Here is a 25,857-nt window from a genome sequence, read left to right as displayed (position 1 = left end):
CGGAACGTCACCGCGGGCGCTAGTCGCGCTGGGCGAGGCCGTGGAAGTGGTCGTCGGCGGCCTCGGCCAGGCCCTCGTGGAGGGCGTCGAAGGTGGCGACGGCCTCGTCGCGCAGCTCGCGCAGGGGGTCGACCTCGCGCGGGAGCTCGGGGTCGGTGGCGGCGAACTCGCGGAAGCGGTGGAACATGACCGTCCGGATCGCGAACGCCTGCTGGGGGGTCAGGCGAGCCTGGTCGCGGGCGCTGCGGTACGGGCGGTAGTCGGCGATGAAGGCGTCGTACTGGCCGCGGACCGCCTCGGTGTCCCAGGCCTGGCCGACGAGGGCGGTCGGGGAGAGGTCGCGCGAGAGCCGGCCGACGAAGACCGAGGCGAACTGCTCGACCTCGAGGTCGCGGAGGACGGCGCGGGCCTCGGGCTCGCGGTCGCGCGCGGCCACCCAGGTGCCGTCCTGGACCGAGCCGAAGCCGAGGAACCGCAGCCGCGACGCCAGCCTCGAGCGGGCCACCCGCCGCGACTCGGGCATCGCGTGCCAGACCACGGTCCAGCTCTCGCTCGACGGCGCGGTGCGGCCGAAGGCGTAGATCCGGCGGTCGCCGTCGCTCAGCAGCTCCTCGGCGCGGGTGGTCAGCGCGTAGAAGACCAGCCGCCCGTCCTTGTGCCGCTCCAGCAGCCCGCGCGTGGCCAGCCGCGCGAGCGCCGCCCGCGCCGCCTCGGTCGAGAAGCCCAGCTCGCCCAGCAGGGCGACCGCGCCGCCCGACCAGATCGTGGCCCGTGGCGCCCGCAGGTGGATGCCCAGGATCGTCAGGACCAGGTCCTGGGGCTGGAGCGCGGGTCGGCCCGCGACCGCCGCCGTGCTCATGCGCGGCCGCTCCGGGCCGCGACGGTGGAGGCGGGTGGGAATTGGCTCAAGCGCTGCATAGCATCCGGTTCGTCAGCCCACAATAGACATCTCGGCCGACGCTCGTCAGGGAGATGTATCCGGCGGGAGTCCCTTGGGCAAGGGGATTTCGGCCCGGTCTGGGAACGTGGACGACTTCCTAAGATCTACATTGCAACTCGCTGCGGTGCAGAGTATGCTCGCGGCGATGGAAGCGAGCACGCAGTGTCCATGTCGCTGACGTCGGAGGAGAACCGGGTGGCCGAGTCGCCGCAGGCGGGCTCGACGCCACTGGTGCACGCCCACGGGATCGTCAAGCGATTCCCGGGCGTCGTCGCCCTCGACGGGGTCAGCATCGCCATCCACGCCGGCACGGTCCACGCCCTGACCGGCGAGAACGGGTCGGGCAAGTCGACCCTGTCGAACGTCATCGCCGGCGCGCTCCAGCCCGACGAGGGGTACCTCGAGGTCGACGGCCAGCGGCGCACGATCGCCACTCCGGCCGAGGCGCTGGAGCTCGGGATCGTCACGATCAGCCAGGAGCTGACGCTGGCCCCGACCCTCAGCGTGGCCGAGAACGTCTTCCTCGGCCGGCTGCCGCGCCGCCGCGGCCGGATCGACTGGAACCAGCTCCACGAGCAGACCCGCGAGATCCTCGACGGGCTCGGCGTCCACGTCGACGTCCGGACCCGCGTCGGCGAGCTCAGCGTCGAGCTGCAGCAGGAGGTCGAGATCGCGCGCGCCGTCTCGTCCGAGGCCCGGCTGCTGATCCTCGACGAGGCGACCAGCTCGCTCTCCGAGGCGGCGACCGAGCGGCTGCTGGCCGTGGTCGAGCGCGAGCGTCAGCGCGGCGCCGCGGTGCTGATGATCTCCCACCGGATGCCGGAGCTGTACGCCGCCGCCTCGAAGGCGACGGTCCTGCGCGACGGCCGCCACGTGGCCGACGTGCCGCTGCCGGAGACCGACGAGCCCGCGCTGGTGCGGCTGATGGTCGGCCGCGAGCTGGGCGACTACTACCGCAAGCGCCGTATCGACCCGGGCGAGACCGTGCTCCAGGTCGACGGCCTGGCGACCCCCGACGGCGAGCTGCAGCCGACCACGCTGACCGTCCGACGCGGCGAGATCGTCGGCGTCGCCGGCCTCGTCGGCTCGGGCAAGGCCGAGTTCGGCATGGCCCTCGGCGGCGCGATCCCCAGCACCGGCAGCGTCCGCGTGCTCGGGAACGAGGTCCGGCTCGACGGCCCGCGCTCGGCGCTCGACGGCGGGATCGGCTTCGTCCCCGACGACCGCAAGCGGGCGGCGCTGCTGCCGACCCGCAGCGTGGCCGAGAACTTCGCCGTCGCCTGGACCAGCCAGCTGACGCGGCGGGGGATCCTCGACGCGCGCGCGGAGCGGCGGCGGGTGGCCGAGGCGATCGACCGCTACGGCGTCGTCACCGCCTCGCCGCAGAGCCGGATCACCACGCTCTCGGGCGGCAACCAGCAGAAGGTCGTCCTGGGCCGGGTCTTCGCCCGCGGCCTCGACGTGCTGGTGCTGAGCGAGCCGACCCGCGGCGTCGACGTCGGCGCCAAGAGCCAGATCTACCAGTTGATGCAGGACCACGCGGCCGAGGGTGCGGGGATCGTGATCATCTCGTCGGAGCTGCCCGAGCTGCTGGGCATCGCCGACCGCATCCTCGTCTTCTTCCGTGGGGCGATCCACGGGGAGTTCGACGCCGCTGGCCTGGAGGAGGAGGAGGTCGCCCACGTGGCGGTCTCCGGGACGCCGCGCGCGACCGCGGCGTGACGCGAACGAGGGAGAACCCTGTGACCCAGAACGATTCCGCGACGGCCCCGCCCGGCGTGCCGGCCGAGGCCCCCGCGCGCAGCGCCCGCGACCTGCTGGGCCGGCTGTCGCTCGGACGCTACACCGGTGTGCTGGTGGCGCTGCTGGCCGTCTGCATCTACCTGTCGATCACGCAGGAGGTGTTCCTGACCTGGGACAACCTCATGAACATCGTCAAGGCGAACACGGTGATCTTCGTGCTCGCCGTCGGCGCGACGTTCGTGATCATCGCGGCCGGCATCGACCTGTCGACCGCCTCGGCCACCGCCGCCTCGGCGATGATCCTCGGCCTCACGCTGCAAGCGGGCTGGGGGATCGCCCTGGTCCTGATCGTGACGATCCTCTTCGGCGTCGCGCTCGGCCTCTTCAACGGCTTCATGATCACGAAGCTGAAGATCTCGTTCCTGGTCGTGACGCTGGGAACGCTGTCGATCTACCAGAGCTTCGCGCTGGTGGTGAACGGCGGCTCGACGATCAGCCTCTTCGGCAAGCCCGGCTTCGGCGTGATCGCCGACTTCGTCAACACCAAGGTCGGGCCGTTCCCGCTGCTGCTGCTGTTCAACGTGCTGCTGCTGCTGGCCGCCGGCGGCGTGCTCCGCTACACCGGCTACGGCCGCGCGCTGTTCGCCGTCGGGTCGAACCCGGAGGCCGCGCGCCTGAACGGCATCAACGTCGGCCGCGTGGTCCTGATCGCCTACACGATCGCCGGCCTCTGCGCGGGCATCGCCAGCGTCGTCCAGGTCGGCCGCCTGACCGGCGCCTCGGCCCAGGCCGACCCGACCCTGCTGCTGACCGTGATCGCCGCGGTCCTGATCGGGGGCACCGCCTACACCGGCGGCGAGGGCGGCGTGCTCGGGACCGTGATCGGCGTGATCTTCCTCGGCGTGGTCCAGAACGGCCTGACGCTGAGCAACGTGTCGGCCTTCTGGCAGGGCACGGTCAGCGGCGTGATCCTGATCAGCGCCGTCGGCCTCGGCGTGCTCCGCGAGCGCGGCGGCAGCCTGCGGTTGCGACGGGCGGCCAGATCGCCCGCGGCGAACGCCGTGCCGGCTCCCGGGTCGACCGCGTGAGCGCGGCGGCCACCAGCCGGCAGGCGTTCGCGCCCGCCGCGCCGTACGCGATGCGGATCGGCGACGAGTGGCGCGCGGGGACGACCTCCTTCGACGCCGTCGACCCGAGCACCGGCGAGGTCTGGGCGCGGATCCCGCAGGGGACCGCGGCCGACGTCGCCGACGCGGTCGCGGCGGCCCGGGCGGCGTTCCCCGCCTGGCGGCGCACGACGCCGGCCGCGCGCCAGGAGCTGCTGTGGCGGATCGCCGACCGGGTCGAGGCCGACCCCGACCGCTGGGCGCGGCTGCTGGCGACCGAGAACGGGCGCCCGATCCGCGAGGCCTACGTCGCCGACGTGCCGACCTGCGCCGGGATCTTCCGCTTCTTCTCGGGCGTCGTCCGCGAGCTGCGCGGCGACCAGATCCCGGTCGAGGCCCCGGACCGGCTGGTCTACACCACCCGCGAGCCGCTGGGCGTGATCGCGGCGCTGATCCCCTGGAACTCGCCGATCATCACGCTCGCCAACAAGGTCGCGCCGGCGCTGGCCGCGGGCAACGTGGTGGTCGTCAAGCCGTCCGAGTTCGCTTCGGCCTCGGTGCTCGAGTTCGCGCGGCTGGTCGAGGATCTGCTGCCGCCCGGCGTCCTCAACGTCGTCACCGGCGACGGGCCGGAGACCGGCGCGGCGCTGGTCGCCCACCCGGACGTGGCCAAGATCACCTTCACCGGCGGACCGGAGACGGCGCGCCGGATCATGACCGCCGCCGGCACCGTCCTGACGCCCTCGATCATGGAGCTCGGCGGCAAGGGCGCGATGATCGTCTGCGCCGACGCCGACGTCGAGCGGGCCGTCTCGGACGCGCTGACCGGGATCTACCTGGCCAACGGCGAGGCCTGCATCGCCGCCTCGCGGCTGCTGGTCCACGAGGCGATCCACGACGACTTCCTGGCCGAGTTCGAGCGCCGCGCGCGCACGATCGTGGTCGGCGACGCGCTCGACCAGCGCTCGCAGTTCGGGCCGATGGTCTCGCGCGGGCAGCGCGACCGGGTCGAGGCCTGCGTCGCCGCCGCCGTCGACGAGGGCGCGGCCCTGCGGGTCGGCGGCGTCCGCCCCGAGCTCGGTGCGCCGTTCGACGGCGGCTTCTTCCTCGAGCCGACGCTGCTGGAGGAGCCGGCCGGCGCGACCAGCGCCTCGCGGAGCGAGATCTTCGGCCCCGTCACGGTGCTGGAGCGGTTCCGCGACGACGAGGACGCGATCGCGCGCGCCAACGGCACGCCCTACGGCCTCGCCGCCGGCGTCTGGACCAGCGACCTGGCGCGGGCGCACCGGATCGCGCAGCGGCTGGAGGTCGGGATCTCGTGGGTGAACACGTGGTTCGACCTGCCGATCGGGGCCCCGATGGGCGGCGTCAAGGAGAGCGGCTTCGGCCGCGAGACGAGCGCGGAGACGCTGCTGGAGTACAGCGCGCCGCGCGTGGTGAACATCGACCTGGGGCCGACCCGGCCCCACCTGTGGGGTGACGCATGACCTCCTCCCTGCTCACGAGCCCCTCCGCGCCCCTCGACGCGCCGCAGCGTTCGGCGCTCGAGGCCGCGTGCGACGCGCTGCTGCCGTCGCTGACCAGCGACGCGAGCGGCGAGGTCGCCCGCTTCTTCGCCGACGGCGCGATCGAGCGCGGGATCGCCGCGGCGGTCGTCGAGGCGGTCCCGGCGCTGCCGGTCGACGCCCGCGAGGCGCTGGTCGGGCTGCTCGACCGGCTCGCCGACGAGGGCTTCGCCGACGCCGCGCTCGACGAGCGGGCGGCGCGGCTGGTGGCCGCCGGCGCCCAGGACGGGCCGGACCGGTTCGCGGTCCGCCAGCTGAAGACGATGACCTTCGGGATGCTCTTCGGCCAGCTGGCCGCCGACGGCCGCAACCCGGCCTGGGGCGCGATCGAGTTCCCCGGCCCGCGGACCGACCCGCCGTCGCCGGAGCAGGCGCCGAAGACGCTGCCGGTGGAGACGCTGGCGCCCGGCGACCAGACCCTGACCGCCGACGTCTGCGTGATCGGCTCCGGCGCCGGCGGCTCGGTGATCGCCGCCCGCCTGGCCGCGGCCGGCCGCTCGGTGCTGGTGCTCGAGGCCGGCGCCTACCGCAACGAGGCCGACTTCCGCCAGATCGAGTCGGTCGGCGCCGAGATGTACCTGGGCAACGGGATCGTCTGGTCGGACGGCGGCCAGCTCGGCCTGCTGGCCGGCTCGGCGCTCGGCGGCGGCACGGTCATCAACTCGATGGTCTGCCTGCCGACCCCGGACGAGATCCGCCGCGACTGGACCGCCCGCGGCCTCGACGGCCTCGATGGCGACGAGTGGGACGGCTGCGTCGACCGCGTCTGGCAGCGCCTCAACGTCAACACCGAGGCGACCAGCTACAACCGCAACACCGAGCTGATGGTGAGCGGTCTCGGCGGGCTCGGCTTCCAGCACCAGCCGCTGCCGCGGAACGTCTCGCTCGACGACGACCCGGCCTTCTGCGGCTACTGCAACGCCGGCTGCCAGCAGGGCTGCAAGCAGTCGACGATGAAGACCTACCTGGAGGACGCGGCCCGCGACGGCGCCCGCTTCGTCGTCCACGCGACGGTCGAGCGGATCACGACCGAGGGCGGCCGGGCGACCGGCGTCGAGGCCACGGTCGAGGGCCCCGACGGCACGACCCGGCTGCGGGTCGACGCGCCGACGGTGGTCGTCGCCGCGGGCGGGATCGAGTCGCCGGCGGTGCTGCTGCGGTCGGGGATCGGCGGCGACGCCGCCGGTCGTTACCTGCGCGTGCACCCGGCGTGGATGGTCTACGGGGTCTATCCCGAGCCGGTCGAGGCCTGGAACGGCCAGATCCAGTCGGCGGTCTCGATGGACCTGACGCACTGCGAGTCGGACACCGGCTTCCTGGTCGAGAGCCTGACCCTGAGCCCGTCGACGACCGCCGGCCAGACCGCCTTCAGCGATCCCCGCCGCCACCGCGAGGAGCTGCTGAAGCTGCGGCGGGTGGCGTCGTGGCACGGCGTCTCGCACGACCACGGCCACGGCCGGGTGGTGCTCGACCGCGACGGCCAGGCGCTGGTCCAGTGGCGGCTGGAGGACGAGGTCGACCACCGCGTGGCCGTCCGCGCCCACGTCGAGCTGGCCCGGATCCACCGCGAGGCGGGGGCCGACGAGGTCTTCACCTTCCACTGGAACGACCGCCGCTGGCGGCGGGGCGAGGACTTCGACGCCTACGTCGCCGAGATCGAGCGGACGCCGGCCGACGAGTTCACCGCCTACTCGGCCCACCAGATGGGCTCCTGCCGGCTCGGCGCCGACCCGGCGACCTCGGTCGCCGACGGCCGCGGCCAGCTGCACGACGTCGAGGGCGTCTGGATCGGCGACGCCTCGGGGCTGCCGACCGCGCCCGGGGTCAACCCGATGATCACGATCATGGCGCTGGCCGAGCGGACCGCGACCCGGATGCTCGAGGCATGAGCGCCGTGGCCGAGCCGTACGCGCCGTCCGGCCCCTACGGGCTGATCGTCGGCGGCGAGGAGCAGCGCGGCGACGGGACCTTCGACGCGGTCAACCCCAGCACCGGCCGCCCGTGGGCCGCGGTGGCGCAGGCGTCGGCCGCCCAGGTCGACGCCGCCGTCGCCGCGGCCCGGGGGGCGTTCACGGGCTGGCGCCGCTCGTCGCTGGAGACGCGCCAGCTGGCGCTGCTGCGGATGGCCGACATCATCGAGCAGACCGACTGGCCGCGGCTGCTGGCGACCGAGAATGGGCGCCCGATCCGCGAGGCCGCGGCCGCCGACGTGCCGACCGCGGCCGGGGTCCTGCGCTACTACGCCGGCCTCGTCCGCGGGCTCCACGGCGAGCACCTGACCGTCGACGATCCGTCGGCGCGGGTCTTCACCGTCCGCGAGCCGCTGGGCGTGATCGCGGCGCTGATCCCCTGGAACTCGCCGATCATCTCGGCCGCGCTGAAGATCGGCCCGGCGGTCGCCGCCGGCAACACGGTGGTCCTGAAGCCGTCCGAGTTCGCCGCCCCGAGCGTCGTCGAGCTGGCCCGGCGGACCGCCGACGTGCTGCCGCCCGGCGTCGTCAACGTCGTCACCGGCGAGGGCCCGCTGGCCGGCGCCGCGCTGGTCGCCCACCCCGACGTCGCCAAGATCTCGTTCACCGGCGGCACCGCCACGGCGCGCGCGATCGCGACCGCGGCCGCCGCCCACCTGACGCCGGCGCTGTTCGAGCTCGGCGGCAAGAGCGCGATGGTCGTCTGCCCGGACGCCGACCTCGACGCCGCCGTCCACGACGCGCTGACCGGGATCCTGTCCCAGAACGGCGAGGTCTGCTTCGCCGCCTCGCGGCTGTTCCTCCACCAGGACGTCCACGACGCCTTCCTGGAGCGGATGGCGGCCGCGGTCGCCGACGTGCGGATCGGCGACGCGCTCGACCCGGCGACGCAGGTCGGGCCGCTGGTCTCGGCCGCCCACCGCGAGCGGGTCTCCGGCTACGTGGCGGAGGCGCGCGCGGCCGGCGCGCGGGTGCTGCTCGGGGGCGACGCGCCCGCGCCGCTGCCCGGCGACCTCGGCGGCGGGTACTACCTGGAGCCGGCGATCGTCGCCGATCCGGAGGGCCGTTCGCTGGCCGCCCGCGAGGAGATCTTCGGACCGGTCGTCGTCGCCCAGACGTGGTCGGACGAGGACGACGTCGTGGCCCGCGCCAACGACAGCGAGTACGGGCTGGCGGCCGGCGTCTGGACCACCGACCTGGGCCGGGCGCACCGGATGGCCGACCGGCTGGAGGCGGGGACCGTCTGGGTCAACACCTGGTTCCAGGTGCCGGCCGGACAGCCGCTCGGGGGCGTGAAGCTGAGCGGCCACGGCCGCGAGCTGTGCGCCGAGACGCTGCACGAGTACAGCACGTCCAAGGCGGTCAGCATGCGGCTCGACCGCGAGCGCCCGCCGCTCTGGGGACGGGATGCCTAGGGACGGGCTGGAGCCCCGGCCGGCGACGGCCGGGGTGCAGGACGACGCGACGGACCCGGACGTCCGCCGCGCAACCACGAACAGGAGAGAGCAGATGGTGCGGTCTTTCACAGGTGCGGCGGCGGTGCTCGCCGCGCTTGCCCTCGCCGCGTGCGGGGGTGACGACGGCGGGAGCGGCGACAAGAGCGGCGGCGCCTCCGGCGGAGGCGGCGGCGGCGCGAAGAAGGTCGCCTACTCGAACCCGGTCGCGGGGCAGCCGGGCCAGGAGGAGCTGATGCTCGGCTTCACCGGCGGCGCCAAGGAGCTGGGCTGGAAGGCGACCCAGATCAACGCCAACCTGTCGCCGGACAAGCAGGTGGCGGACATCGCCACGATGATCTCCCAGAAGCAGGACGGGATCGCCAGCTGGACGCTCGACCCGGGCGCCGCGGCCGGCGCCTACGGCCAGGCGCGCAGCGCCGGCATCCCGGTGATCGGCGTCAACTCCGAGGGCGAGGGCGTCAGCACCTCGGTCTGGTGGGAGCTGAACACCTGCGAGAACGATCCGCCGATCGGCCGGACGGCGAAGATGATCGCCGAGTCGCGCCCGAAGGCGAAGGTGATCATGATCGGCGGGCCGCCCGTGCCGTCGATCAAGGCCTACGAGGACTGCTTCGCCAAGGAGGCGAAGGCCGCCGGCCTGCAGGTCGTGGCGAAGGTCGCCAACACGAAGGACACGGCCGCGACCGCCCAGCCGCTGACGGCCGACGTGCTGACCAAGCACCCGGACGCCGACGCGATCTGGGCCTACAACGACCAGTCGGCGCTCGGCGCCTCGGCCGCGGTCACCTCGGCCAGCAAGAAGGTCTCCGACGGCAAGTCCGACGGGATCATGGTCTTCGGCCAGAACGGCGACGAGGATGCGATCACCGCGATCAAGGACGGTCGCCTGACCGCCACCTGGGACACCGACGCGATCGGCACCGGCTGGGCCGTGATCAAGGCGCTCACCTACTACATCGGTGACGCCAAGACCGACAACCCGCCGAAGAACCTGGTGGTCAAGTCGACGATGTGGACGAAGGACAACGTCGGCGAGTACGTGCCCCCGCGCCAGCGCAAGTACACGGTCGAGACGGCGCCGCTGCTCGACCAGGCGGGCCAGTGAGCGACGGGAACACGCCGTCGCCGGCGGACCGGGCCGCGGCCCGGTCCGCCCCGGAGGGGACGCCGGACGCCGAGATGGTGCCGTCGCCCCTCCGGGGGCTCCCGGTCCGGGAGCAGTCGCTGCCGGCGCTGCTGGAGCGCCAGGCCGCCCGCTACGGCGACAAGCCGCTGCTGCGCTTCGGCGACCTGACCCGCAGCTACGCCGAGGTCCGCGACGCGGCCGCGGCGACCGCCGGCGCGCTGCGCGAGGCCGGCCTGCGGCGCGGCGACCGGCTGGCGCTGATGTGCGAGAACCGGGTCGAGCTGCTCGACCAGATCCTCGCCTGCGCCTGGCTCGGCGCCGTCGCGGTGCCGCTGAACACGGCCCTCCGCGGCGAGCAGCTGGCCCACCAGCTGGAGAACTCCGGCGCCCGGATCCTCTCGATCGACAGCGCCCTGGTCGACGTCCTCGGCTACCTGGAGCCGCCCTCGGCGCTCGAGGTCGTGTGGGCGCTCGACGGCGTCCCGGAGCAGCCGCCGGCCGGCTACCGGGTGACGGTGCCGCCGGCCCCGGCCGCGGCGGTCGACGCCGAGCCGGTCCGCCCCGGCGAGACCGCGGCGATCCTCTACACGTCGGGCACGACCGGCGTCTCGAAGGGCGTCTGCTGCCCCCAGGCCCAGTTCTACTGGTGGGGCGTGCTGGTCGGCGAGATGCTGGAGCTGGAGGAGGACGACGTCCTCTACACCTGCCTGCCGCTCTTCCACACCAACGCGCTGAACGCCTTCGTCCAGGCGCTGGTGGCGGGGGCAACCTATCACCTGGGGCCGCGCTTCTCGGCCTCGCGCTTCTGGTCGCGCGCGGCCGAGGCGGGGGCGACGGTCACCTACCTGCTGGGCGCGATGGTGAGCATCCTGCTGACCCGCCCCGAGGAGCCGGCCGACGCCGCCCACGGCGTCCGCCGCGCGCTGGCGCCCGGCTCGGCCCCGGACGACTTCGCCCGCTTCCGCGAGCGGTTCGGCGTCCAGCTGGTCGAGGGCTACGGCTCGACCGAGACCAACTGCGCGATCGGCGCCTCGTGGCGTCACCAGCGGCCCGGCCTGATGGGGCCGGTACGGGCGGGCTTCCACGCCCAGGTGATCGACGCCGACGGCGTGCCGGTGCCCGACGGGACCGGCGGCGAGCTGGTGCTGCGCCACGACCCGCCGTTCGCCTTCGCGACCGGCTACTTCGCGATGCCGGAGAAGACGGTCGAGGCGTGGTCGGACCTCTGGTTCCACACCGGCGACCGGGTCGTCCGCGACGGCGACGGCTGGTACCGGTTCACCGACCGGATCAAGGACGCGATCCGCCGCCGCGGCGAGAACATCTCGTCGTTCGAGGTCGAGCAGGCCCTGCGCGGCCACGCGGCCGTCGAGGCGGTGGCCGCGTTCCCGGTCGCGTCCGAGGTGGGGGAGGACGAGGTCGCCGTGGCCGTCGTCCCGCGCCCGGGCACGACGGTCGACCCGGTCGACCTGATCCGCTGGTGCGAGCCGCGGCTGGCCTACTTCGCGATCCCGCGCTTCGTGCGGATCGTCGAGCAGCTGCCCCTGACCCCGAACGGCAAGGTCCGCAAGGCCGAGCTGCGCGACGCCGGCGTCGCCGAGGGGACCTGGGACCGCGAGGCCGCGGGCGTGACGCTGAACCGCGGCGTGGTCGCCCCGACCCGGGCCTGAGCGGGCGCGACCGGCGGGCCGCCGCCGGTCACGCCCGCTCGGCGGCCGCCGCCAGCAGCCGGCGCAGCGCCTCGAGCGCGGCGCCGGTCTCGGCGGCGTCCTCGAACACGAGCTGCTGCAGCATCAGCCCGTCGAGGGCGGCGAAGACGACCCGCGCGAGGGCCGGGTCGGCCGGCAGGTCGAAGCGGTCCAGCGCCTCGGCGACGGCGTCGACGTAGCCGTCGTAGAGCGCCCGGACGTCGGCCCGCAGCTCGGGCCGCCGCCGCGCCTCGAGGGTCAGCTCGAACTGGGCGGCCTGGCCCTCGGGCTGGTCGCGCGCGACGGTCACCAGGTCGCCGGCGAAGTCCTCCAGCCGGCCGCTCTCCGGCACCAGCGCGGCGCCGTCGATCGAGGCCCGGGCGAGTGCGGCGAGGGTCTCGTGGACGAGCGCGTCGCGCGAGCCGAAGTGGTACGAGACGAGCCCGTGGGTGACGCCGGCCTCCTGGGCGACGGCGCGGTAGGTCAGCCCGCGGAAGCCGTCGCGGGCGATCACGCGGGTGGCCGCGTCGAGCAGGGCGTCGCGGCCCTCGCTGTAGGCCGGACGGTCGCGGGGGCGCGACGGCATCGCCCGAGGGTACGGGAGCGGTCGGCGCCGCGACCGCTCAGCGGGCTCAGGCGGCGACGGCCGCCGGCTCGCGCTCCAGCAGCGTCAGCACGCTGCGGACGAACAGCCGCACGCCGGTCGGCAGCGCGTCCTCGTCGATGTCGAACCGCGAGTCGTGGTGGTCGGCGGTGATCCCCTTGGCGGCGTTGCCCGCCCCGAGCAGCACGAAGCAGCCCGGCGCCTCGCGCAGGAAGGCCGAGAAGTCCTCGCCGGGCATCACCGGCGGGCCGTCGCTGACGGCCTCGGGGCCGAGCAGCGCGACGGCCGTCTCGGCGACGACGGCGGCGGTCGCCGGGTCGTTGACGACGGCGTCGTAGCCGCGCACGTAGCGGTAGTCGCAGGTCGCGCCGTGGGCGCTGCAGAGGCCGTCGGCGATCTCGCCGATCCGCCGCTCAAGGTGGTCGCGGACGGCGGGGTCGAACATGTTGGTGCCGCCGCCGATCGTGGCGACGGCCGGGATCACCCCGACCGAGCGGCCGGCGTGCAGCTCGGTGACGCCGACCACGGCCGGCTCCAGCGGGTCGACCTCGCGGGCCACCAGGTGCTGGAGGTTGGTGACGATCTGGGCGGCGATCGCGATCGGGTCGATCGCGGCGTGGGGCGCGCCGATGTGGCCGGCGCGGCCGTGGATCTCGATCGTGAAGACGTCGCAGGCGGCCATCACGCGGCCGGGGCTGACGATCGCGGTGCCCCGCTCGAGCGGCGCCCACAGGTGCAGGCCGAGCACGCGGTCGACGCCGCGCATGACGCCGGCGGCGACCATCTGCGAGGCGCCGCCGGGCAGCGCCTCCTCGCCGGGCTCGAAGAGGAACCGGACCTCGCCGGCGAGCTGGTCGCGGAGCGCGGAGAGGACGGTCGCCGCGCCGAGCAGGATCGCCGTGTGGCCGTCGTGGCCGCAGGCGTGCATCACCCCGGGGGTGCGGGAGGCGAACGGCAGGCCGGTCTGCTCCTCGATCGGCAGCGCGTCGATGTCGGCGCGGACGGCGATCGTCGGGCCGGGGCGGGCGCCGGTCAGGAGGCCGACGACGGCGGTCCCGACCGGGCGCTCGACGGTCACGCCCGGCAGCTCCTCCAGCCGCTGCTGGATCCAGGCCGCGGTCCGCTGCTCCTCGAACGACAGCTCGGGGTGCTGGTGCAGGTGGCGGCGCCAGGCGACCACGGAGGGCAGCACCTGATCGACCAGCCGCTCGGTCTCGGTGAGCATCTGGCGCCAGGCTCGCACCGAATTATCCATCTGTCAAGCTTAATGATCTGCACATGACAACGCTGCTATGACGAGTTATAGTGCGACGATGTCCGAGCGATCAGCTGCCGCGCCGGCCATCGATCCGCTGGAGCCCCGTCCCCGGCGGGCGCCCGCGGGCCACTGGCCCGACTTCACCACCTACTTCCTGCGCTACCCGCCGGGACTGCGCGACGTGGTGCGGGTCACCTTCGGCGCCTCGGGCCCCGGCGCCGGTGCCTTCGTCGACCGGGCGATCGAGCTGCTGCAGGGCCCCGACGGCGCCCGCACGGTCGAGCGGGGGCGGGTGCTGGTGCCGGCCGATCCCCAGACGCAGCTGGTCTTCGCCTACTGGGACGACCCGGTCGCCCACCGCCGCTGGGCGGGCAGCCCGGCGGTCGACCGGCTGGTCGACGGCCCGGCGCCGCCGGCCCACTGGTGCGAGACCGCGGTCCTGCCGCTGACCCACAGCGAGGCCCACTTCGGTCACGAGATCCGCCAGACCGGCCTCGGCCGGCTGGAGGGCACCCGCCACGAGTTCTGCCCGATGGTCGGCTACTGGGGCGCGGCCCGCGACCGGATCCCCGCCTCGGCCGACGACGAGCTGGAGCCGGGCGCCGTGGTGCCCGGCCCGATCGCCGGCGGCGCCGGCGACCAGTGGATCGTGGCCCCCGGCAACCTCTGCACGATCCGCACCTCGCAGGACTGGCACGGGGCGCCGGCCGACCACCTGGCGTGGTACCGCGAGCGGGTCGAGCCGGTCCTGCGGGCCGGCGTCGAGCACCTCCACGGCGCCCCGCGCGAGTCCGGCTGCGTGGCCGTCCGCTACGTCCAGGAGACCGACCTGGCGGGCGTCGACGTCGACCGCACCTGCGTCCTCGGCCACTTCCGCTCGCTCGGGCACCTGGAGACGTGGGCCCGCGACCACCCGACCCACCACGCGATCTTCGCCTCGGCGATGGAGATGATCCACCGCTTCGGCGAGGAGCTGGGGATCCGGCTCTTCCACGAGGTCAGCGTGCTGCCGCTCGGCCGCTGCCACGGCCGCTACGTCGGCTGCGCCGACGACACCGGCCTGCTGCGGCGGGTCGACGCCGAGGCGTGACCCGCGCGGGGTCCGGCCGCCGACCCCCGGCCGGCCGGACCCCGAAGGGCGATCAGCCCTCGACCCGGGTCGCCCCGAGCTGCGCGTAGACCGCCGGCCGGCGGGTCCGGATCCGGTGGGCGATCGCCAGCCCGGCGAGCACCAGCGGCACGTGCAGCCACGGCAGCGCGTTGATCACCGACGAGTCGCTGCCCGTCAGCTGCGGGTAGTTGGTGATCGAGAGCACGGTCGCCGCGCCGAGGCCGACGGCCGCGATCGCCGGGCAGGCGGTCGCCGCCCAGCCGCGCCGGCCCTTGCGCCAGAGCAGCGCCGCGATCGCGACCGAGGTGGTCGCCATCAGCGCCAGCAGGCCGACGGCGCCGAAGCCGGTCATCGCCGTCGAGAGGTTCAGCAGCGGGTCGAGGTCGGCGATCGCGAAGCCGCCGACGATCACCACCACGATCGCGATCTGGGCCAGGCCGGCGCGGTAGGGCGAGCCGAAGCGCGGGTGGGTGCGGGCCAGCGGCGCCGGCATCGCGCCGTCGCGGGCGAGGGCGTAGAAGTAGCGCGAGGCGGCGTTGTGGAAGGCCAGCACCGCGGCGAACGAGCTGGTCACGATCAGCACGCTGAGGGCGTCGGTCCAGGCGCCGGTCAGGTAGCGGTCGCTGAGCCCGAAGACGAAGCCGCCCGGGTCCTTCGCGGCCGTCGCCGAGGCCTGGTCGAAGCCGACCCCGGCCAGCAGGCACCAGGCGGTCAGCACGTAGAAGACGCCGACCACCGCGATCGCGCCGTAGGTCGCCCGCGGCACCGTCCGCAGCGGGTTGCGGGCCTCCTCGGCGTAGATCGCCGTGCCCTCGAAGCCGAGGAACGAGGTGAAGGCGTAGATCACGGCGACCCCGGCCCCGGCGCCGAAGACGGTCCCGGGGGAGAAGGCGTCGAGCTCGAGCGCCGGCAGCCCGCGGTCGGCGAGGATCGCCACGTCGAGCACCACCAGCAGCAGCACCTCGGCGGTCAGGGCGACGGCCAGCACCCGGGCCGCCATCGTGATCCGCCGGTAGCCGAGCGCGGCGACGATCGCGATCCAGACCGCCGCCCAGACCGGCCACGGCAGCGTGATGTGCAGCAGCCGCGAGAAGGTGTCGTGGGAGAAGAAGGCCAGCGCGCCGCAGGTGGCCGCGGCCAGCGACGTGTAGCAGACGGCCGCCAGGTAGGCCGCGACCAGCCCGAGCGAGCGGTCGAGCCCCTGGGCGATGTAGGCGTAGAAGGCGCCGGCGTTGCGGACGAACGGCGTCGCGCGGGTGTAGCCGACGGCGAAGAAGGCGAGCGTGATCGCCGCCACCAGGTACATGCCCGGCGTGCCGACGCCGTTGCCGAACGCGAACGCGATCGGCAGGATCGCGACCACGACGGCCATCGGGGCGGCGGCCGCGATCACCATGAAGACGATGTGCGGCGCACTCAGCGAGCCACGGTCGAGCCGGTCGGCGGCTGGTGGGTCGGCGGGCGCGGCGGCGCCGCGGGGCGACCCGGAGGGGTCGGTCATGGGGTCTCCTCGAGGGTGGTGGCGACGCGAGCGGCGGCGCCAGGGGTGGACTCCGGCGCGGACGCTACGGTCTCCATATCTGCGGAGTCAAGTGCAGATAATCGGCCGCCTCGCGGGTGCGCGCGGGGTGGTAGGGCCAGGGCGAAAAGCCTCTGCAGTCGCTATTGATCTGCATGGAACTGCGCTGGTATGGTGACTTTCGTGGGAGAGGGAACGGCTCGGTGAGGACCACGGCGGGAGGCGCGGACGGCGAGGCCGTGATCGCGGCCGCGTACGAAGCGCGCTACGAGCGCCATCCGGCCGCCGAGCGCGACACCACGGCGCTGCTGGCCGAGGCGTTCGACGGCGTGCTGGCCGACGCCGGCCTGACCGCCGCCGACGTCGACGGGCTCGGCGTGGCGTCGTTCTCGCTCCAGCCCGACCACGCGATCGACCTCTGCTGGCGGCTCGGGATCAGCGTCCGCTGGATGATGGAGGACCCCCACGGCGGGGCCAGCGCCATCAACCTGCTGCAGCACGCGGTGCGGGCGGTCGAGGCCGGTGACGCCGAGACGATCGTGCTGCTGGCCGGCGACCACCTCGACCGGGCGGCGTTCGCGCGGCTGGTCCGCCAGTACAACCGCGCGACCGCCGAGCAGCTGGTGCCGCTGGGCTACCAGGGGCCGAACGCGCTCTTCGCGATGATGACCAGCCGCTACGGCGAGGCCCACGGGCTCGAGCGCGAGGACTTCGGCTGCGTGCCCGTCGCCCAGCGGGCGTGGGCGGGCCGCAACCCCGGCGCCGTCTACCGCGCCCCGCTCGGCCTCGACGAGTACCTGGCCGCCGCGCCGGTGGCCACGCCGCTGACCCGCTACGACTGCGTGCCGGTGGTGGCCGGCGCCGACGCGATCGTCGTCACCCGCCGCGAACGGGCCCGCGGCCCGGCCGTGCGGGTGCGGGCGATCGCCCAGCTCCACAACGACGACCAGCAGCAGGACGACCGGCTGCGGTCCGGCTTCGCGACCCTCGCGCCCGAGCTCTGGCGGACCGCCGAGGTCGCGCCCGCGGACGTCGACGCGGCCTACGTCTACGACGACTACCCGGTGATGGCGATCGTCCAGGCGGCCGACCTGGGCCTGGTCCCCGACGGCGACCTGCGCCGCTGGCTGCGCCGGACCCTGGTCGAGGACGGCTGGCCGCTGAACACCTCCGGCGGGCAGCTCTCGGCCGGGCAGGCCGGGGCCGCGGCCGGGCTCCACGGGGTGGTCGAGGCGGTCCGGCAGCTGCGCGGTCAGGCCGGCGAGCGCCAGGTCCCCGCCTGCGAGCTGGCCGTCGTGACCGGCTACGGGATGGTCCTCTACCGCCACGGCGCCTGCCACGGCGCCGCCGTCCTGGAGCGGCTCTCGTGAGCACGCCGCTGCGGATCCCCGTCTGCGACCGCTGCGCGCTGGCGCTCTGGCCGCCGCGCTCGCGCTGCCCGCGCTGCGGCGGCGGCGCCTGGCACGACGGCGACGGCTCGCGCGGGCGCGCCGAGCAGACGACCGACCTGGCCGGCGACGACCCGCTACGGCTGGCCACCGTCCGCCTGGACGCGGGACCGGTGGTGATCGCCAGCGCCCCGGGCGTCGCGCCCGGCGAGCGGGTGACGCTGTCGCTCGACGCCGGCGCGCTCCAGGCCGACCCCGCCAACGAGGAGCGCGAGTGAGCTTCCTGACCACCCCCGACGGCACCCGGCTGCGGATCAGCGACCGCGGCGAGGGGCCGCCGATCCTGCTCGTCCACGGCTGGAAGGGCTCCCACCGGCTGTGGGACCGGACGGCCGAACGGCTGCTCGACCGCCACCGCGTGGTCCGCTTCGACCTGCGCGGGATGGGGGAGTCCGACAAGCCGCGCGGGCCCTACGACTTCGACCGGATGTCCGACGACGTCGGCGCCGTGATCCGCCAGCTGGAGCTGGACGACGTCACGCTGGTCGGCTGGTCGATGGGCTGCACCGTCTCGCTCAGCTACCTGGAGCGGGACGGCCACGGCGTCGGCCGGGTGGTGCTGACCAACGGCCCGCTGCGGCTGACCCAGGCCGACGACTTCCCGCACGCGATGCCGGCCGCCCAGTTCGAGGGCTACCTGCGCGACCTGGCCGACGGCTGGCCGGCCAGCGAGCGCGAGTTCCAGCGCGAGTCGCTGCTGCCCGACGCCGATCCCGCCGTCCTCGATTGGATCTACGGCGTGGCGCTGCAGACCCCGCTCGACGTCGCGCTCGAGATCGTCCGCGCCCAGATCCAGCTCGACATGCGGCCGGCGGTCGCGCGCCTGCGGGTGCCGGTGCTGGCCGCCTACGCCGACGGCGATCCCTACTACCCGACCAGCCTCGCCGACCACATCGCGGCCAGCGCGCCGGACGGCCGGGCTGTGATCTTCCGGGCGAGCGCCCACTGCACCCCGATCGAGGAGGCGGCGACCTACGCCGACGTCCTCTCGCGCTTCGCCACCGACCCCGACTCGCTTCCGACCCCGTAGAGCCCCGAAGGAGCCCCATGTCCGATCCCCGCCTGAAGACCCTGCTCGACGGCCTGACCGACGGGTCGGTCCAGGTCGTCGACCTGACGCAGCCGCTGAGCGAGACGACGCCGGTGCTGGTGCTGCCCGACCCGTTCGCCAACACGCCGCACCTGTCGCGCAAGCGGCTCTCGCGCTACGACGCCGACGGTCCCGCCTGGGCCTGGGACGTGCTCGAGCTGGGCGAGCACACCGGCACCCACCTGGACGCGCCGATCCACTGGATCACCGGCAAGGAGGGCGAGGACGTCGCCTCGATCCCGCCGGCGCGGCTGGTCGGCCCGGCGGTCGTGATCGACCGCACGGCGCAGGTCGCCGAGGACCCCGGCTACCTGCTGACGGTCGCCGACCTCGAGGCCCACCAGGCCGAGCACGGCCCGATCCCCCCGGGTTCGTGGGTGCTGTTCCGGACCGGCTGGTCGGCGCGCGCCAACGACGAGGCGGCGTTCCTCAATGCGGGGCCGGAGGGGCCGGTCACGCCGGGCCCGGACGTCGAGGCGTCGCGGTGGCTGGCCGAGCACCCGAACGTGGTCGGCTTCGGGGTCGAGACGGTCGGGATCGACGCCGGTGCGGCCGGCGGCTTCGACCCGGGCTTCCCGGTCCACAACTTCCTGCTCGGCGCGGGCCGCTACGGCCTGACGCAGCTGGCGAACCTGGACGCGCTGCCCGCCTCGGGCGCGCTGATCGTGGTCGCCCCGCTGAAGCTCGTCGACGGCACCGGCAGCCCGTCGCGGGTCTTCGCGTTCGTCGAGCGCTGACCGACCAGGGCGCGGGTTAATACGTCAACTATTTTACGGGTTGACATACACGGTCGGGCGACGGAGCATGGCGTCCATGACGTCGCTCCCGCCCGACCGCGCCCCGCGCCCGACCGCCGCCCGCCCGACCGCCGGAGACCGCGCGTGAGCGCCCCGGTCGTCGGCTGGATCGGGCTCGGCGAGATGGGCCGCCCGATGGCGGCCAACCTCGTCCGGGCCGGCTGGCGGGTCGTCGCCTTCGACCGCGACGGGGCCCGTCTGGCCGCCGCCGCGGAGGACGGGATCGAGGCCGCCGCCGACGTCGCCGCGGTCGTCGCCGCCAGCGACCGGATCGTGACGATGCTGCGGACCGGCGCCCAGACCGAGCAGCTGCTGCTGGGCCCGGACGGCCTGGTCGCGCTGGCCGGGCGGCCGCTCGACGTGATCGTGATGAGCACGATCGATCCGGAGTCGATGCGGCGGCTGGCCGCGGCGGCCGCCGAGCGCGACGCGACCGTCCTCGACGTGCCCGTCAGCGGCGGCGTCCGCGGGGCCGAGGACGCGAGCCTGGCCGTGATGGCGTCGGGCCCGCCGGCGGCGCTCGAGCGGGCGCTGCCGATGCTCGACCTGCTCGGGGCGCGCACCTACCGGCTCGGCGACGCCGCCGGCGCCAGCCAGGCGGCCAAGCTCGCCAACCAGGTGATGATGGCGGTCGCGATCGCCGGCACCTACGAGGCGCTGGCGCTGGCCCGCGACTACGGGCTCGAGGACGGCCCGGTGATCGACGCGGTCTGCGCCGGCACCGGCGCCAGCTGGCCGCTCGCCCACTGGGACTGGATGCGCAGCCTCTGGGAGCAGTACGTGCCCGACAACGCGCTCGACATCCTCGACAAGGACCTGAAGGCGGTGATGGCCGCGATCGGCGAGCGGGGGGTCGAGATGCCCGTCACCGACGCGACCTTCCGGCGGCTCTCGACGCTCTGGTCGGCGGCCCGCGAGCAGGCCGCCGGTCAGGCCAGCTCGAAGTAGCGGGCGAAGTACTCCAGATGCCGCCGCATCGCCGCCTCCGCCGCGGCCGGGTCCCGCGCCTCGACCGCCTCGACGACCGCGTCGAGGTGGCCGAAGAGCAGCTGCGGGTCGATCCCGCGGGCCTCGTCGCTGAAGCGGCGGAAGGCGGTCGAGGTCGCGTCGACGAAGCCGATGATCAGCGGGTTGTGGGTGCAGTCGGCGAGCGCGGCGTGGAAGGCCAGGTCGGCGGCGAGCGCGGCGTCGGGATCGAGCGGTGGCCCGCCGGGCAGGGCCGCCTCCAGCCGCAGCAGGTCCTCGGCGCTGCGGTGCTCGGCGGCCGAGGCGGCGCTCAGCAGCTCGAGCGCGTGGCGGACCTCGAACAGCTGGGCGTAGGTCAGCGTCCGCATGCTGAGCGAGAGCGAGATCACCTCGGCGACGCTGCTGCCGAGCGCCCGCAGCGACATCTCGGCCACCCGGTAGCCGCCGGTGCGCCCGCGCGAGGAGACGAGCACGTGGTCGGCGCGGAGCGTCCGCAGGGCCTCGCGGGCGGTCGGCCGGCTGACGCCGAACATCGCCGCCAGCCGCTCCTCGCTCGGCAGTCGGTCGCCCGGCTTCAGCTGCCCGTCGAGGATCGACTGCTTGATGCTCGAGGCGATCTGCTGGGGCGCGGACTGGACCTGCTGCGGGGCGGTGAACGGCGTGTCGTCCATGCCGAGAATTGTAAACAATTTTACAGGTTGACATGCGATTTCCGGCTGCCGATGATGGCGCGATGAGCTACGCGATCGGGATCGACGTCGGCGGCACCTTCACCGACTTCGTGGTCGTCGACGAGCGCGACCGCTCGTACTGGGCGCACAAGTCGCCGAGCACGCCCGCCGATCCCTCCGAGGGACTGCTGCGCGGGCTCGGCGAGATCGCCGAGGGCCTGGGGCTGGCCCCGGCCGCGTTCCTGGCCCGGATCTCGCTGATCGTCCACGGCACCACCGTCACCACCAACGCGGTCCTGACCGGCCGCGGCGCCCGCACCGGGCTGCTGACCACCGAGGGCTTCCGCGACGTGCTGCAGATGCGGCGCGGGGTCCGCAGCCGCGAGCACCTCTACGACAACACCTACGTCGCCCCGCCGCCGCTGGTCCCGCGCGAGCGGCGGCTGCCGGTGCCGGAGCGGATCGACGCCGCCGGCGAGGTCCGCCGGCCGCTCGACCGCGAGGCGCTGGCCACGGCCGTCCGCCAGCTGGTCGACGACGACGTCGAGGCGCTGGCCGTCTGCTTCATGCACGCCTACGCCGACGACCGCCACGAGCGCGAGGCGCGGGCCGTGATCGAGGAGCTGGCGCCGGAGCTGTTCCTCTCCGTCTCCTCCGAGGTGCTGCCGCAGATCCGGCTCAACGACCGCGTCAGCACGACGGTGATGAACGCCTACGTCGGACCGGTCCTGCGCCGCTACGTCGAGCGGCTGGTCGGTCGCCTGGCCGCCGACGGCTTCCCCGGCGTGCTGCTGGTGATGCAGTCCAACGGCGGCGTCGCGACCCCGGCCGTGGTCTCGCGGCTGCCGGCCACGACCGTCCTCTCGGGGCCGGCCGGCGGTCCGGTCGCGGCGCTCGCCCACGCCCGCCAGCGCGGCGACGCCGACTGCATCCTGGTCGACATGGGCGGCACCAGCTACGACGCCTCGATCGTCCGCGACGGCGCCGTCCAGACCACCCGCGAGGGCCAGATCGACCGCCACCCGATCTCGCTGCCGATGACCGACGTCCACACGATCGGCGCCGGCGGCGGCTCGATCGGCTGGCTCGACGAGGGCGGCCTGCTGCACATGGGCCCGCAGAGCGCCGGCGCCCACCCGGGGCCGGCCGCCTACGACCGCGGCGGCACGCTGCCGACCTGCGCCGACGCCGACCTGCTGCTCGGCTACCTCGACCCGGCCTACTTCCTGGGCGGGCGGATGCCGCTGCGCGAGGACCTGGCGCGGGCCGCGATCGAGCGGCACGTGGCCGGGCCGCTCGGCCTCGACCCGGTCGCCGCGGCCGGGGCGATGATCGAGGTGATCACGCTGGTGATGGCCGCCGGCACCAAGGACGTGGCGCTCGGCCGCGGCTTCGACCCGCGCGAGCTGCTGCTGGTGGCGGCCGGTGGGGCCGGCCCGCTGCACGCCGGCATGATCGCCGAGGAGCTGGAGATGGATCGCGTGGTGGTGCCGCGGATGTCGGCCGTGATGTGCGCCTTCGGGATGCTGCTGGCCGACCTCCGCCACGACTACGTGCGCAGCCACAGCCGGCCGTGGGAGCGGCTCGACGTCGCCGAGGCGCGCGGGATCGTCGACGAGATGATCGCCGCCGGCGTCGCGGCGCTCGAGGAGGAGGGGATCGCCCCGGCCGACCGCTCGTGGACGGCCAGCGCCGACCTCCGCTACCGCGGCCAGCACCACGAGGTGACGGTGACCTTCCCGCCCGAGGACCTGGCCGACGAGCGGCTGACCCGGATCGAGGAGGCCTTCCACCGCCGCCACGAGGAGCTGTACGGGTTCTCCTCGCGCGGGCGGCCGATGGAGGTCGTGACCCTGCGGGCGACCGTCCGCGGACGCCGGCCGCCGCTCGACCTGACCGTCCCCGCCGCCGGCGAGGACCCGCCGCCGCGCCGCGGCCGCCGTCGGGCCTACCTGCCGTCGACCCGCAGCATGGAGGAGATCGAGGTGATCGACGGCGACGCGCTGCGTCCCGGCCACCGGCTGGTCGGCCCGGCGATCGTCGAGGGATCGACGACCTCGATCTTCGTCCCGGAGGCGTTCGACGTGCTGGTCGACGCCACCGGCAGCATCGTGATGCACCGCAAGGGCGTGGAGGCCTGATGTCCAGCGATCCGATCCTGACCTCGATCATCGCCAGCCGGCTGAAGACGATCGGCCAGCGGATGGGCGTGGTGGTCGAGCGCAGCGCGCGCTCGCCGCTGCTCGTCGAGGGCCGCGACTTCTCGGTCGGGATCTACGACCGCGACGGCACCCTGATCGAGCAGACCGAGTACATCCCGGTGCTCGGCTACGCGACCACGCCGGGGATGCGCCACATCGCGCAGCGGTTCGCCGGCGACGTCGCGGCCGGCGACGTGATCCTCCACAACGACCCCTACACCGGCGGCAACCAGCTGTCGGACTGGAAGGTCACCAAGCCCGTCTTCCACGGCGACGAGCACGTGGCGTGGGTGGTGATCGTCGCCCACCAGGCCGACATCGGCGGCAACGTCCCGGGGTCGTACAACCCGCAGGCGACCGACATGTGGCAGGAGGGCCTGCGGATCACGCCGGTCAAGATCCACGCCGCCGGCGAGCGCCGCGAGGACGTCTGGGACCTGATCTTCGGCAACGTCCGGCTCGACGTGGTCGCCGACGACGTGACCGCGATGATCGGCGCCTGCACGGTCGGCGAGCGCGAGCTGGTGGCGCTGCTCGACCGCTATGGCGTCGACCGCTTCCGGAGCGCGGTGGCGGGGATGCTCGACGCCGCCGAGCAGAGCGCCGGCCGCGCGATCGCCGCGATCGCCGACGGCACCTACCGCGCCGAGTGGGTCGTCCACGACGACGGCATCGACCACGACGGGGCCTGGACGATCCGGCTGGCGGTGACCGTCGCCGGCGACCGGATGACCTTCGACTTCGCCGGCACCGACGACCAGGCGGCGGGCTACATCAACACCCCGCGGGCGGTGACGATGTCGGCGGTGATGATCGCCTTCTTCATGGTCGCGGAGGAGGAGATCCCCCACAACGACGGGGTCCTGCGGCGGATCGAGGTGCTGACCCCCGAGGGCAGCCTGGTCGACCCGACCTTCCCGGCGCCGACCTGCTTCGGCAACCACGTCGCCGACCAGCTGGCGGCGGTGATCATGCTGGCCCTGGCCGACGCGGTGCCCGAGCGGGTGACGGCCTGCTGGAACCACCTGCTGGCCTCGATCGTCAACGGCTGGGACGACCGCCACGAGCGGCCCTACGTCGACATCCTGCTCAACGCCTGCAAGGGCGGGGGCGGGGCGACCTTCGGCGCCGACGGCTTCGACCACATCGGCCTGATCGGGTCGGGCGGGGCGATCGCGGCCCAGGACCCGGAGATGTTCGAGGTCGTCAACCCGCACCTGCTGCACCGCTTCGAGTACCTGCCCGACTCGGCCGGCGCCGGCCGCTGGCGCGGCGGGCTGGGGGTGGTGACCGAGCTGGAGTTCCTCGACGACGGCGCCCAGGCGAGCATCTTCGGCGACGGCGACACGCCCGACACGACCGCCTTCGGGATCCGCGGCGGCGGTCGCGGGTCGGTCAACGAGATCGAGTTCCGCTACCCCGACGGCGAGGTCCACCGCCCGCGGCTGAAGGACCTGGTGACGGCGATCCCGCGCGGGACGGTCTACCGCCAGCTGGCCGGCGGCGGAGGCGGCTACGGCGACCCGCGCGAGCGCGACCGCGAGGCGGTCGCCGCCGACGTCCGCGGTGGCGTCGTCTCCCCCGAGGCCGCCCGGGAGTTGTACGGCTGGGAGGGCTGAGGTCGCCCACCCCGCTCGCGTGGCGGTTGACCCCCGGCGTCCGGGGGCAAACCGCCACGCGAGCGGGGGTGGGGGGCCGGACGGGGTGGTCAGCGGGCCAGGTAGCCGCCGTCGATCGCCAGGTCGACGCCGGTCACGAAGCGGGCATCGTCGCTGGCCAGGAAGGCGACCGCGGCGGCGATGTCGTCCGGCTCGCCGACCGTGCCGAGCGGGGTCAGCGCGCGGACAGCGGCGTCGGTCTCGGGATCGGTCAGGTGGTCGGCGGTCAGCGGCGAGCGGATCATCCCGGGGGAGACCGCGTTGACGGTGATCCCGTACGGCCCCATCTGGACCGCCAGCGCCCGCGCCAGCTGGGCGACCGCGGCCTTCGTCATGCAGTAGTGGGCGCCGGCGCCGGTGCCGCCGACCAGTCCCGCGACCGAGGCGGTCAGCACGATCCGGCCGCCCTGGCCGCGGTCGCGCAGGATCCGGCAGGCCTCGCGGGCGGTCCACCAGACGCCGTCCTGGTTGACCCGCACCGTGCGCGCGTAGACCTCCGGATCCTCCTCCGGCAGCTCGGTCGCGGGCTGGGGCGAGATCCCGGCGTTGGCGACCACGACGTCGAGGCCGCCGAGCCGCTCGAGCGTGGCGGCGAAGGCCCGCCGGACGGCATCGCCGTCGCCGACGTCGCACGGCTCCGCGATCGCGCGGCCGACCCCGTCGGCGGCGATCAGCTCGTGGGTCGGCAGCGGCCCGTCGAGGTCGGGGCGGCGCGGCGTCGGGTCGAGGTCGAGGCAGGCGACGGCGGCTCCCTCGGCGGCCAGCCGGAGGGCGATCGCCCGGCCGATCCCGTTGGCGGCCCCGGTCACCACGGCGACCCGGCCGGTCAGGCGCGCAGACGTCATCGGTGGCCTCCGTCCCACGCTCGCGTGGCGGATCGGCCCCGCGCGCCGGGGGTCAACCGCCACGCGAGGCGGGCGGTGCGGGTGGGACGGGCGA

21 protein-coding genes are annotated in these 25,857 nt (G+C 74.5%); 15 read left to right on the top strand and 6 right to left on the bottom strand.

The genetic code is table 11. The features are described 5' to 3' along the window. Positions 1-19: 19 nt before the first annotated feature. Entirely contained in the window at positions 20-859 is an 840-nt protein-coding gene (locus SH587_RS06715) for a PaaX family transcriptional regulator (RefSeq protein ID WP_320669809.1), read from the bottom strand. Between the two features lie 249 nt (positions 860-1,108). Between SH587_RS06715 and SH587_RS06710 the strand changes: the two genes are divergently transcribed. The 7 genes from SH587_RS06710 to SH587_RS06680 all read left to right on the top strand — a co-directional run bounded on the left by SH587_RS06710 (position 1,109) and on the right by SH587_RS06680 (position 11,577). Continuing rightward, a complete protein-coding gene (locus tag SH587_RS06710; protein WP_320669808.1) occupies positions 1,109-2,662 on the top strand; it encodes a sugar ABC transporter ATP-binding protein in 1,554 nt (517 codons plus the stop codon). 20 nt (positions 2,663-2,682) lie between these two features. Continuing rightward, positions 2,683-3,771 carry an ABC transporter permease gene (locus SH587_RS06705; protein WP_320669807.1) on the top strand — a complete coding sequence of 363 codons (1,089 nt, stop codon included), beginning with the start codon at positions 2,683-2,685 and terminating at the stop codon, positions 3,769-3,771. Next, a complete protein-coding gene (locus SH587_RS06700) occupies positions 3,768-5,276 on the top strand; it encodes an aldehyde dehydrogenase family protein (protein WP_320669806.1) in 1,509 nt (502 codons plus the stop codon). Before SH587_RS06705 ends, SH587_RS06700 begins: the two co-directional genes overlap by 4 nt. Next, on the top strand, positions 5,273-7,243 hold the full coding sequence (locus SH587_RS06695) for an FAD-dependent oxidoreductase (protein ID WP_320669805.1): 1,971 nt from the start codon (positions 5,273-5,275) through the stop codon (positions 7,241-7,243). Before SH587_RS06700 ends, SH587_RS06695 begins: the two co-directional genes overlap by 4 nt. Then, complete coding sequence (locus SH587_RS06690; RefSeq protein ID WP_320669804.1) at positions 7,240-8,739, top strand: aldehyde dehydrogenase family protein; 1,500 nt, start codon at positions 7,240-7,242, stop codon at positions 8,737-8,739. Before SH587_RS06695 ends, SH587_RS06690 begins: the two co-directional genes overlap by 4 nt. Positions 8,740-8,833: 94 nt before the next feature. Further along, the gene (locus SH587_RS06685) at positions 8,834-9,886 is read left to right on the top strand and encodes a sugar ABC transporter substrate-binding protein (RefSeq protein ID WP_320669803.1); all 1,053 of its coding nucleotides are present in this window, start codon (positions 8,834-8,836) and stop codon (positions 9,884-9,886) included. 74 nt (positions 9,887-9,960) lie between these two features. Next, on the top strand, positions 9,961-11,577 hold the full coding sequence (locus tag SH587_RS06680) for an ATP-dependent acyl-CoA ligase (protein ID WP_320669822.1): 1,617 nt from the start codon (positions 9,961-9,963) through the stop codon (positions 11,575-11,577). Positions 11,578-11,605: 28 nt separating this feature from the next. On the opposite strand, the gene SH587_RS06675 is transcribed toward SH587_RS06680, so the two are convergent. Together SH587_RS06675 and SH587_RS06670 are read right to left on the bottom strand one after the other, a co-directional pair. Further along, positions 11,606-12,181, bottom strand: coding sequence for a TetR/AcrR family transcriptional regulator (locus tag SH587_RS06675; RefSeq protein ID WP_320669802.1), 576 nt, complete (start codon positions 12,179-12,181; stop codon positions 11,606-11,608). Between the two features lie 46 nt (positions 12,182-12,227). After that, complete coding sequence (locus SH587_RS06670) at positions 12,228-13,424, bottom strand: amidohydrolase (RefSeq protein ID WP_320669801.1); 1,197 nt, start codon at positions 13,422-13,424, stop codon at positions 12,228-12,230. Between the two features lie 88 nt (positions 13,425-13,512). Here SH587_RS06670 and SH587_RS06665 point away from each other — a divergent pair, with 88 nt between their 5' ends. After that, positions 13,513-14,547: a phenylacetaldoxime dehydratase family protein gene (locus SH587_RS06665; RefSeq protein ID WP_320669800.1), complete on the top strand. Its 1,035-nt coding sequence runs from the start codon at positions 13,513-13,515 to the stop codon at positions 14,545-14,547. A gap of 52 nt (positions 14,548-14,599) precedes the next feature. Here the strand turns inward: SH587_RS06665 and SH587_RS06660 are convergent, their stop codons facing one another. Beyond that, positions 14,600-16,069 carry an APC family permease gene (locus SH587_RS06660; protein ID WP_320669799.1) on the bottom strand — a complete coding sequence of 490 codons (1,470 nt, stop codon included), beginning with the start codon at positions 16,067-16,069 and terminating at the stop codon, positions 14,600-14,602. Positions 16,070-16,326: 257 nt separating this feature from the next. Between SH587_RS06660 and SH587_RS06655 the strand changes: the two genes are divergently transcribed. The 5 genes from SH587_RS06655 (at position 16,327) to SH587_RS06635 (ending at position 20,370) form a co-directional block, all read left to right on the top strand. Further along, on the top strand, positions 16,327-17,457 hold the full coding sequence (locus SH587_RS06655; RefSeq protein ID WP_320669798.1) for a thiolase family protein: 1,131 nt from the start codon (positions 16,327-16,329) through the stop codon (positions 17,455-17,457). Beyond that, positions 17,454-17,753 (top strand): zinc ribbon domain-containing protein, encoded by a 300-nt coding sequence (locus SH587_RS06650; RefSeq protein ID WP_320669797.1) that lies wholly within the window; start codon positions 17,454-17,456, stop codon positions 17,751-17,753. The genes SH587_RS06655 and SH587_RS06650 overlap by 4 nt, the downstream gene beginning before the upstream one ends. After that, positions 17,750-18,565 (top strand): alpha/beta fold hydrolase, encoded by an 816-nt coding sequence (locus tag SH587_RS06645; protein WP_320669796.1) that lies wholly within the window; start codon positions 17,750-17,752, stop codon positions 18,563-18,565. The genes SH587_RS06650 and SH587_RS06645 overlap by 4 nt, the downstream gene beginning before the upstream one ends. Before the next feature lie 17 nt (positions 18,566-18,582). Then, positions 18,583-19,362 (top strand): cyclase family protein, encoded by a 780-nt coding sequence (locus SH587_RS06640; protein WP_320669795.1) that lies wholly within the window; start codon positions 18,583-18,585, stop codon positions 19,360-19,362. 144 nt (positions 19,363-19,506) lie between these two features. Continuing rightward, positions 19,507-20,370, top strand: a complete 864-nt coding sequence (locus SH587_RS06635) for an NAD(P)-dependent oxidoreductase (protein ID WP_320669794.1) — start codon at positions 19,507-19,509, stop codon at positions 20,368-20,370. On the opposite strand, the gene SH587_RS06630 is transcribed toward SH587_RS06635, so the two are convergent. Beyond that, on the bottom strand, positions 20,352-21,059 hold the full coding sequence (locus tag SH587_RS06630; protein WP_320669793.1) for a FadR/GntR family transcriptional regulator: 708 nt from the start codon (positions 21,057-21,059) through the stop codon (positions 20,352-20,354). The two genes, SH587_RS06635 and SH587_RS06630, sit on opposite strands and share 19 nt — an antisense overlap. A 62-nt stretch (positions 21,060-21,121) precedes the next feature. Between SH587_RS06630 and SH587_RS06625 the strand changes: the two genes are divergently transcribed. Both SH587_RS06625 and SH587_RS06620 read left to right on the top strand, forming a co-directional pair. Continuing rightward, complete coding sequence (locus tag SH587_RS06625; RefSeq protein WP_320669792.1) at positions 21,122-23,200, top strand: hydantoinase/oxoprolinase family protein; 2,079 nt, start codon at positions 21,122-21,124, stop codon at positions 23,198-23,200. Then, a complete protein-coding gene (locus tag SH587_RS06620) occupies positions 23,200-24,879 on the top strand; it encodes a hydantoinase B/oxoprolinase family protein (protein WP_320669791.1) in 1,680 nt (559 codons plus the stop codon). Before SH587_RS06625 ends, SH587_RS06620 begins: the two co-directional genes overlap by 1 nt. 89 nt (positions 24,880-24,968) lie before the next feature. Here the strand turns inward: SH587_RS06620 and SH587_RS06615 are convergent, their stop codons facing one another. Next, positions 24,969-25,763: an SDR family NAD(P)-dependent oxidoreductase gene (locus SH587_RS06615; protein WP_320669790.1), complete on the bottom strand. Its 795-nt coding sequence runs from the start codon at positions 25,761-25,763 to the stop codon at positions 24,969-24,971. Between the last annotated feature and the right edge of the window lie 94 nt (positions 25,764-25,857).

Source organism: Patulibacter defluvii, from assembly GCF_034096925.1.
Lineage (GTDB): Bacteria > Actinomycetota > Thermoleophilia > Solirubrobacterales > Solirubrobacteraceae > Patulibacter > Patulibacter defluvii.
Note: the sequence above shows the minus strand (reverse complement) of the source record. Positions and strands in the feature narration are given on the sequence as shown.